Raw genomic sequence first — 9,252 nt, 5'->3', positions numbered from 1 at the left:
GTCCTGCTCCCGCCCGCGGCGGCGACAGCCTAGAGTCGGGGTCATGTCCCAGGAGGAACCCGAGCACCCGCGTGCGCGCCGCCACAGCCGTGGCCGGCTGCGCCGCTCCGGGCGCAAGATGGTCAAGGTCGGCGCGATCCTGCTGATCGTGTCGCTGATCGTCACCCTGTTCGGCGGGCTGACCACCCGCAGCATGCTTAACCATCTGACCTCCAACTCGGCCGAGCTGCTCGACGGCTCCGCCGAGATCACCGTGCAGTCGGGCACCGAGCGCACGCTCTACGTCACCGGCGGCATCGTCGCCCCCGGCGAGATCTCCCCCACTCCCGTCGACCAGATCGTCTGCCACGTCGAAGGTCCCGGCGGTGAGGTTCCCGTCAGCCACCTGCGCGATGAGGACAAGCGGGTCGGTCTGGACAACCCGCTCGCCCGCTTCCAGGTCATCGGCCACTTCCGGGCGCAGGAGGCCGGTACCCACCAGGTCACCTGCACCGGCATGGGCGTCGTCGTCGCCCCCGAGGTCGAGCCCGCCTCGGCGCTCCTGCGCCTGGGCGCGCTCATGCTCGGCAGCCTGGGCACCTTCGCCGGCGTCACCCTGACCCTGCTTGGCGGGGTCCTGCTCCTCCTGTCCCGTCGCGGCGAAGGTCAGGACGAGGACCCCGAGGACGAGGATGCGGACGGCGACATCGATCTCGCCCAGCCCCCCGCCGAGGGCGCCGAGGAGTGGTGGGACCACAACCGGCCCTCACAGCACCCGGCGGATCAGGTGGGCGCCGGTGCAGCGGTCGCGCACGCGGGCGCTGGGGACGAGGAGGACGAGGACGTCGACTTCGAGGACGCCGACTTCGAGGAGGGCGACGCCTACGCCGAGGAGCAGGACTTCTACGTCGAGATGACCCAGGAGGAGCTCGACGAGCTCTCCGAGGAGGAGATCGCCGAGCTCCTGCGCTCCGGGGCGCTCGTCTACGTCGACGAGGACGGCAAGGTGATCAGCGCCGACGAGGAGGACGACGAGACCGAGGACGACCGCAGCACCACCTACCGCTGAGCCGTCATCCCCGATGGCGGCGCAGGTGCGCCTCCGCCTCCGCCGCCTCCCCCAGCCCGTAGACCCGCAGCACCTCCGCCAACCCCGGCTGCCCCTCCTCCAGCAGGTGCGCCGCCGCCGCGAGATCGGCACCGTCGGCAACCGAGCGCAGCAGACCGCTGATCGCCGCAGCTTCGGACGCCAGGTCCCGCCGGGGCTCCACGTCCAACCGGGTGGTGCTCCAGGTCGTCTCGTCCCGTATGCCGTCGAGCCGGCCCTGCGCCTCCGTCACCTCGGTCTGGCCGGACCGCACGGACTCGGCCAGTTCCTGCACCGCCTCCAGTCGGCGCAGCGCCGCTGGGTTGCCGATCTTCACCCGTCGCCCCGACCGGAGCTGGGAGAGCATCGGCGCCGAGATGCCCAGCGTCCGGGCGAGGTGCGCCTGCGAGATCGACAGGGCGGTGGTGAGCCGGCCGAAGATCTCGGCGAGGGGCTCGCCATACATGCGAGCCTGGTCCTGAAGATTCTGCTCGACCTCACTCACGGTGACGTCCTTCCCGGAGGGCTGGGTTCGGAGTCGTGCACGAACGCTTGACTTTACGATTGCAAACACTCTATGTTTGCCATAGCAAACACTACTCGATCCTGAGAGGAACGACCATGCGCACCAGACTTCTGGCCGCCACCTCAGCCGCAGTGCTGACCCTGGCGCCGGCGGGGATGGGCTGGGCCAGCACCGCAGCCTCGACGATGGCGACGTCCACGACGGGTGACCACGACGACGAGGATCCCAAGCTCCTGCTGCTCGTGGACGGCTCCCGCTCCATGGAGGACCCGGACGCTCAGGGCACGCCGCGGATCGAGGCCGCCAAGAGCGCGCTCAACGCCGTCATCGATGACCTGGATCCAGAGCAGGAGGTCGGGATGCGGATCTTCGGCGGGTCAGTTCCGGTGGACCAGCCGATGGAGCAGAAGTGCACGGACAGCGAACTGGTCGTGCCGATCGGCTCCGGCAATGCCTCCGCGCTCAGCAGCGCGGTGGAGGACTACACGCCCACGGGGGAGACCCCCATCGGTCTGGCCTTGCAGGACGCTGCCGCGGACCTCGGTCCGGACGGCAAGAGGACCGTCCTGCTCGTCTCGGACGGCATCGCCACCTGTGACCCTGACCCCTGCGACGTCGCCGAGGAGATCACTGCCGATGGGCTGGACCTGGTCGTGCACACCGTCGGCTTCGGGGTGGATGATGCCGCCCGTTCACAGCTGCAGTGCATCGCCGAGGCGGCCGGTGGCACCTACTACGACGCCGAGGACACCGAGAGCCTCACCTCCGTCCTGACTCGCGTGTCCACCCGCGCCTTCCGCCCCTTCAGCATCGAGGGCACCCCGGTCGAGGGCACGTTGACGCAGGAGGGCGCTCCGGAGCTGACACCCGGTCAGTACACCGACCGAATCGGCGCCATCGGCTCACCCAAGCACTATCTGATCCAGCGCAGCAATCCTGGTACTGGTCTCGTGGTCGGCGCGAGGGCGCAGGCTCCGCGGCGCTCCATCGCGATGCTCGAGCTGAAGCTCACGACCATGGATGGGCAGTCCTGCGACAGTCACCGAGCCACGGCCTTCGGGATGGACGCGGGCACCTCAATCCTGACAGGGACCACGCGCGTGGCCTCCTCCACGCCGGAGGAGGACGCACCGTGCCAGACCGATGACACTCTCCTTCTCACCGCAGAACCGGTCTCGGGCTACTCCGTGACCGAAGGCCTCGCCGTCGAGCTGCTCGTCAACGAAACACCTGCCCTGACTGACGATCCGCAGCCTGGCCCACAGCTTGCCGAGGGCTGGCAGACCATGCAGGCGGTTGATCCGCCAGAGCGCGACGGCGTCCCTGGCGACTCCTTCAACAATGCCCTGGACGTCGAGCCCGGGACCACGATGGAGGTCGAAATCATCCCCGGTGAGGTGCACTTCTTCTCGGTGCCCGCACGCTTCGGCCAGGCGGTCCAGGCCCAGATCGACGAGCCCCGCGAGTTCGCGCTCGAGTGCCTCGATCGGCTCGTCGACCACGGCGTCAAGGTCCTCGTCATCGCGTGCAACACCGCCTCAGCAGCGGTGCTGCACGACGCGCGGGAGCGCTACTCCGTGCCGGTCGTCGAGGTCATCCGTCCAGCCGTGCGCCGGGCCGTGCTCGCCACGCGCAACGACCGCATCGGCGTGATCTCCACCGAGGGCACGCACCGCTCCCGTGCCTACCTGGACGCCTTCGCGGCGGCGCCGACGGCCCAGCTGTACTCCCAGCCGTGCCCCCGCTTCGTCGAGCTCGTCGAGGCCGGGACCACGTCCGGCCCGGAGGTGCTGGAGGTCGCGCACGGGTACCTCGACCCCCTTCGCGAGGTGGACGTGGACACGCTCGTCCTCGGCTGCACCCACTACCCGCTGCTCACCGGAGTCCTCTCCTACGTCATGGGTGAGGGTGTCACCCTCGTCTCATCTGCCGAGGAGACCGCCAAAGACGTCTACCGTGTCCTTGCGGACCGCGGGCTGCTGCGGCCGGACTCCCTCCCGGAGCCTGTGCACGGGTTCACCACGACGGGGGACCCGGACGAGTTCAGGTCGCTGGCCCGCCGCTTCCTCGGACCCGAGGTCGCGACCGTCATCGGCAACACGGGAGACGAGGCATGAGGCTCACCGTCGTCGGGTGCTCCGGCTCCTTCGCCGGACCCGACTCACCGGCATCGTGCTACCTGCTCACGGCCGAGCACGAGGGTCGTACGTGGCGTCTCGTCCTCGACCTGGGCAACGGCGCGCTCGGCGCGCTGCAGCGGCACACCGCGCTCGCCGACCTCGACGCGGTCGTGCTGTCGCACCTGCACCCCGACCACTGCATCGACGTCACCGGGCTCTACGTCACCCGCACCTACGACCCCGCGGGGAGCGCCTCGGGGCGACTCCCGGTGTACGGGCCGGCCGGCACCGCAGAGCGGCTCACCGCGTCCTACGAGGGTCTGGACGAAGGGGGGATGGACGGCGTGCTCGACTTCCGTCGCCTCTCCACGAGCGTGCCGACGCACATCGGGCCCTTCGTCGTGCGGCCCTTCCTCGTCGACCACCCGGTCGAGGCGTACGGGCTCCGGGTCGAGGCTGACGGTGTAGTGCTGGCCTACAGCGGCGACACCGACTCCTGCGACGCGCTCGGTCCGCTCTTCGCCGACGCCGACCTCGTGCTCGCCGACTCGGCCTTCGTCGAGGGACGCGACGAGGCGAGGGGCATCCACCTCACCGGGCGGCGGGCCGCCGAGGCTGCCGTGGCCGCCGGCGGGGTCCGGCGCCTGATGCTCACGCACATCCCCGCGTGGAACGACCCGCAGGTCTGCCGCGCCGAGGCCGCGCAGGTGTGGCCCGGTGAGGTCGAGCTCGCCCGGCCGGACGCCACCTACGAGATCTGAGATCGACCCCCTTCGCCCTGCCTCAGACGAGGTCGAGCAGCGGCAGGAGTGACTCCTCCACGTGGTCGGGACCCGCGGCCTCGATCATGAGGCGGTCGTGCGTCCCCTCGGGTCGGCACACCGCGTAGGTGCGCAGCCCAGCCGCCTGGCCGGCGCCGATGTCGTGCGTCGTGTCCCCGACCATCCACGTGCCCTCGGCGCTGATCGCCCGCAGCGCGTGGTCGACGACGTCCGGTGCGGGCTTGGCGGGGAAGCCGTCCGTGCCCTGCACGAGGTCGAGGTGGGGCAGGAGACCGAGGGCGGTCACGAGCTCGCGAGCCATCGGCGTGTCCTTGGTCGTGGTCACCGCGAGGGCGAACCCCTTGTCACGCAGGACCGTGAGCACCTCGACGACCTCGGGGAAGGGGGTCGAGGTCTCGGTGAAGGTCTGCCGGTGGATCCGCTTGTAGGCCTCACTCATGACGTCGGCGTCACCCTCCGGGGCCAGTGTCGCGAACATGTCGTGCAGCGGGAGGCCGACCAGGGGACGCACCACGTGCGCCGCCGGCGGCGGGAACCCCTGCTCCGCGATGGCGGCCCGGAAGGCATTGATGATGTCGCCGAGGGAGTCCACGAGGGTTCCGTCGAGGTCGAAGCAGATGGCTCGCCGGGTCATGCCGCGAGGGTAACCGGTTCGACGCGGCGGTGTGCGACTGATTGGCTGGCGCCATGCCTGCGCAGCTGCCCGCCCGGCGAGTTGCCAGACGTGTATTCGGGCGGGGGCAGCAACTGGGCGCCCATGCTCGACATGAACATCATCACGCCGCAGCGCGGTGAGATCCTCAATGACCGTCCCGACCCGAACTCCTCGGACAACAGCCGGATCCACTTCGGCTTCGCGGACCAGACCCGGGCGATCGCGAGCACGGGTGTGATCTCGCTGTCCAGGCAGAGCCGGAACACACAGGCCAATGCCGAAGGCAACTACTTCGTCACGGTCTCCTCCGACACCTCCGTCAGCTCCACGCCGTTCACCTATCTGCTCACGGTCGACGTTGTCGGCGAGCCGATCTCGCCGGTCTACCGGGACGCCTCCGGCCCCGACGGCGACGCCACCACGGCGGGCACGGACACGAACGAGGCCAGCGATCAAGGCGGTGCGACGGAGGGCCCCGAGGAGAGCGCGGCGGAGAGCAACGACGGTGCGAGCGCGACGGATGAGCCTGCCGCCACGGACCAGGTCGAGGCCTCCGGTGAGACCGGGGCGGACGAGGGTGGCCTCTCCCCGCTCGTCTGGGTGCTCGGCGGGATCGGCGTCCTGCTCGCCGCCGGTGGGGCGATCCTGATCGGACTGCGGAGCCGCCCCTGACCCGTATGCCGCAGCGCCCCTGATCAGGTCAGCGCTACCACGAGCGCGATCAGCACGAGCAGAAGGCCGACCACGAGCAGTGCGATGCCCGCCCCCATCCCGGGGCGGGCATCGCCGTTCCCGGTCGATGGATCCGCGGCGTCCAGGTGAGCCACGCTGCCCTCGGTCCCCCAACCCTCGGGCAGGTCGGGGACCTGGTCGAAGACCTCGACCTCCGCTGCCTCCCAGCCCTGCTCGGACTCCCCCACCAGACCGGTCGCGGACAGGGCGGCACGCGCGGAGGAGGCGTCGGCATACCGGTCCTCGCGTCGGGATGCGGTCAGGTCCAGCACCACCCCGGCGAGGGGGCTCGGCACGTGCGCCCGCACCAGCGTGCTCGCCAGATCCCCACCGCCCTCGGCATCGGGGCGCTGTCCCAGCAGCATCTCTGCCGCCGTCATCCCGGCCGCGTAGAGGTCGGCCCGCGGGTCCGGATCCCAGCCCGCCAGCAAAGCCTCAGGCGCCGCATAACCGACCGTCCCGACCGCGTGGTCCACCTGCGTCAGCCGCGGCTGGTCCACCGCGGCCGCGATCCCGAAGTCGGCCAGTCGCACGTGCGGCAACCCTGCCCCGGTGGCATCCAGCAGCAGGTTGGCGGGCTTCACATCGCGGTGCACGAGCCCCTGGGCGTGGATCTGCTCCAGCGCGGCCAAGGTCTGGTCGAGCAGCGTGGCCACCCACCCAGCCGGCAGCCCACCGTGATCCCCCACCAAGGTCGCCACCGACCCACCCCGCACGATCGGCATCGTGAACAGCACCCGGTCGTCCTCGCCCACCCAGCCCAGCGGGGTGAGCACGTGCGGGTGCTCGATCCGCACCGCCTGCTCCCGCACAAACCTGAGCAACGAGGCAGCATCGGCCTGACGCATGACTTTCGCTGCGACATACCGGGACTCGCGGTGATCCCAGGCACGCCACACCACGCCCGCGCCGCCCTCGCCGAGCGGGTCCACGAGCTCGTAGCGTCCGCCGAGCACCTCTCCCACGGTGACCACCCTAAGGAGTAGGTACGGTGAACCCATGACTGCTCCGAGCAATTACGCGTACGGCAACGCGCCGGTCCCTCCCCGCCGCAGCGGTATGCGCACCGCGGGCAAGTGGATGTTCTTCATCGGGCTCGTGCTCTCGCTGCTGGCGGCGGCCGTGCTCATCTGGTCCTTCCTGTCGCTGGGGCGGCTGGCGAACGAGATGGACACCCAGGCCTACCCGGTCCAGGGCCAGACCGAGGTCCAGATGGAGGCCGGGTCGATGCGGGTGCTGCTCACCCCTAGCTCCGCCGACCCGGGGTGCACGGTGACCGGGCCCGACGGGCAGAACGTGACCGTCGAGTCCGACGATGCGCTCGCCGAGCTCGGGGATGGGTCGGAGGTGCGGGTCGCCGGTGCGTTCACGGCCACCTCCGGTGGGACGTACACGATCGCCTGCGACGACAGCGACGCCGCGGTCAGCGGACCGATCTCCGGCACCTTCCTGATCGCCATCGTCGGCGCCGCACTCTCCGGCCTGGCGCTCATCCCGCTGGGCATCCTGACCATCGTCGGCCTGATCCTGTGGCTCGTCGGCCGCTCGCGCGACCAGCGCGCGCAGGACTCCTACCGGGCCGGCCCGGGTGGGGGCTACGGCGGCCCGGGCTACGGCGGCGCGGGTGACGCACCGCAGGACACCCCGGCCCAGGGGTATGGCGCTTCCCAGCAGCCCCCGTACGGCCAGTCGGGTTATGGCCAGTCGGGCTCTGGGGATCAGGGTCAGTCGGGCTATGGGCAGCCGGACCAGCAGGGCTATGGCCAGCAGCAGAGCCCCGGCAACCCCGATGAGCCGTGGGCCCCGCCGAAGGACGACCGCCGCTGACCGACCGCACAGGTGCGGCACGTAGCTTGAGTGCAACCAGTCGATGCAACACCGGGCTGTTGCAGGGAGCGTAGCTGTTCGGCGAAGACCTCTGCAGGTGTCTTCCATCCCAGTACCTTGCGGGGCCGGTTGTTGAGCGCGTGGGCGACGGCTTCGAGGTCCTCGGCGGACCAGCGGGACAGGTCGGTGCCTTTGGGGAAGTACTGGCGCAGCAGACCGTTGGTGTTCTCGTTGGTCGGTCGCTGCCACGGCGAGTGTGGGTCGGCGAAGAACACCCTGGTGCCGGTCTCCACGGTGAAGAGCGCGTGACCGGAGAGCTCTTTACCCCCCGCCAGGTCAGGGTCTTGCGCAGCTGCTCGGGCAGCGTGGTGATCGAGGCCGTCAGTGCGGCGTTCATCGCGACGGCACCGTACCCACCCAGCGAGGGTCCGTTCTTCACGCACGGCTTCTCGCCCCACCCTTGCAACCTGGGCAGATGCACCAGCAGTGTCGAGCGGCTGCTGCGTTCGACCAGCGTGCCGATCGCCGACCTACCGGTTCCGATGATCAGATCGCCTTCCCAGTGTCCGGGCACAGCCCGGTCCTCGGCCTCGGCGGGACGTTCGCTCAGGACGACATCGGCGCTCACGTGGCCCTGGGGCTTGTTCCGCGAACGGGCCCGCGGCTCCCGCAGCGCGCGGCCGGTCCGCAGGCAAGCGACCAGCTCGCGCTTGAGTGCGCCCCGGCTCTCGATGAACAGCGACTGGTAGATCGCCTCGTGGCTGATCCGCATGGACTCATCATCAGGGAAGTCGATCCGCAGCCGGTGAGAAATCTGCTCCGGGCTCCACGCCAGCGACCACCGCCGGTCCGCCCGGTGCGGCTTGTTCACGCCCTTCCAGGCAGGCGTGGTCGGGCCCGCCACGATCGTGCCGTCCGGTCGGCGCACGTTGCCTGCCAGCCGGTCCTGGACGTACTCGCGAAGACGTTCGTTCTGCACCAGCTTGGCGGTCTTGGGCCGCCTGGCAGCCTGCTGCGCCTTCCACTGCGCCACCGTCGCACGGTACTCCTGCTTACCGCCGCGGGTGGCGGCGTTGCGGCGAAGCTCGCGTGAGATCGTGCCCGGGTCACGCCCGATCACGCGGGCGATTTCACGCACGCCCTTGCCCTGGGCGCGCAGGATCGCGATCTCCTCACGTTCCTCGAACCTCAGATAGCGGCCGGTGGGCTCGCTCAGACAGATCGGCGGCATGCCGCCAGCGTGACGAAACCAGCGGGCACCGACCGGCCACGACACGCCCACCGCCAGCGACGCCTCCACCGTCGTGACCCCAGTAGCGATCAAGCGCCGGAACTGCCGCTGCACCACCCGAGAGGGATCAGGCCGCCCGGGCGAGCGCATCGCCGGCCGCAATGCTCGATCAGCACGCCACTGCCGGCGAAGCTCCTGCGGCGCCTCGCTGGTCTTCCTGCTCCAGTCTGTCGTTGCCATCGTCGACCACCTCCGAGATCAAGGTGTTGCGACGACCAGTTGAATCCGCCTAGTCTCGAGCCCCGGGAGTGAT

The 9,252-nt window shown here is 70.2% G+C and carries 7 protein-coding genes and 3 pseudogenes; 6 read left to right on the top strand and 4 right to left on the bottom strand.

The genetic code is table 11. From position 1 onward, the window contains the following. Positions 1-43: 43 nt before the first annotated feature. Entirely contained in the window at positions 44-1,048 is a 1,005-nt protein-coding gene (locus tag ACQBAT_RS05315) for a hypothetical protein (RefSeq protein WP_420746191.1), read from the top strand. Between the two features lie 4 nt (positions 1,049-1,052). On the opposite strand, the gene ACQBAT_RS05310 is transcribed toward ACQBAT_RS05315, so the two are convergent. After that, positions 1,053-1,571, bottom strand: a complete 519-nt coding sequence (locus tag ACQBAT_RS05310) for a DNA-binding protein (RefSeq protein WP_420746192.1) — start codon at positions 1,569-1,571, stop codon at positions 1,053-1,055. A 116-nt stretch (positions 1,572-1,687) separates the two neighbouring features. On the opposite strand from ACQBAT_RS05310, the pseudogene ACQBAT_RS05305 reads away from it, so the two are divergent. The 3 genes and pseudogenes from ACQBAT_RS05305 to ACQBAT_RS05295 form a co-directional block, all read left to right on the top strand. Then, positions 1,688-2,305, top strand: a pseudogene (locus tag ACQBAT_RS05305) (VWA domain-containing protein); the annotation flags it as partial. 716 nt (positions 2,306-3,021) lie between these two features. Beyond that, positions 3,022-3,709: pseudogene (gene murI / locus ACQBAT_RS05300) on the top strand (glutamate racemase); the annotation flags it as partial. Then, a complete protein-coding gene (locus ACQBAT_RS05295) occupies positions 3,706-4,473 on the top strand; it encodes an MBL fold metallo-hydrolase (RefSeq protein WP_420746193.1) in 768 nt (255 codons plus the stop codon). The pseudogene murI and the gene ACQBAT_RS05295, both read left to right, overlap by 4 nt. A gap of 22 nt (positions 4,474-4,495) precedes the next feature. Here the strand turns inward: ACQBAT_RS05295 and ACQBAT_RS05290 are convergent, their stop codons facing one another. Then, positions 4,496-5,128 (bottom strand): HAD family hydrolase, encoded by a 633-nt coding sequence (locus ACQBAT_RS05290; protein ID WP_420746194.1) that lies wholly within the window; start codon positions 5,126-5,128, stop codon positions 4,496-4,498. Between the two features lie 90 nt (positions 5,129-5,218). On the opposite strand from ACQBAT_RS05290, the gene ACQBAT_RS05285 reads away from it, so the two are divergent. Beyond that, positions 5,219-5,821, top strand: coding sequence for a hypothetical protein (locus tag ACQBAT_RS05285; RefSeq protein ID WP_420746195.1), 603 nt, complete (start codon positions 5,219-5,221; stop codon positions 5,819-5,821). Between the two features lie 23 nt (positions 5,822-5,844). On the opposite strand, the gene ACQBAT_RS05280 is transcribed toward ACQBAT_RS05285, so the two are convergent. Then, positions 5,845-6,846: a serine/threonine-protein kinase gene (locus ACQBAT_RS05280; RefSeq protein WP_420746196.1), complete on the bottom strand. Its 1,002-nt coding sequence runs from the start codon at positions 6,844-6,846 to the stop codon at positions 5,845-5,847. A gap of 34 nt (positions 6,847-6,880) precedes the next feature. Here ACQBAT_RS05280 and ACQBAT_RS05275 point away from each other — a divergent pair, with 34 nt between their 5' ends. Further along, on the top strand, positions 6,881-7,708 hold the full coding sequence (locus tag ACQBAT_RS05275; protein ID WP_420746197.1) for a hypothetical protein: 828 nt from the start codon (positions 6,881-6,883) through the stop codon (positions 7,706-7,708). Between the two features lie 38 nt (positions 7,709-7,746). On the opposite strand, the pseudogene ACQBAT_RS05270 reads toward ACQBAT_RS05275, so the two are convergent. Then, positions 7,747-9,089: pseudogene (locus ACQBAT_RS05270) on the bottom strand (IS30 family transposase); the annotation flags it as partial. Positions 9,090-9,252: the final 163 nt, after the last annotated feature.

Origin of the sequence: Ornithinimicrobium pulveris, from assembly GCF_050261105.1 — a bacterium.
In the GTDB taxonomy this organism is placed as follows: domain Bacteria; phylum Actinomycetota; class Actinomycetes; order Actinomycetales; family Dermatophilaceae; genus Ornithinicoccus.
Note: the sequence above shows the minus strand (reverse complement) of the source record. Positions and strands in the feature narration are given on the sequence as shown.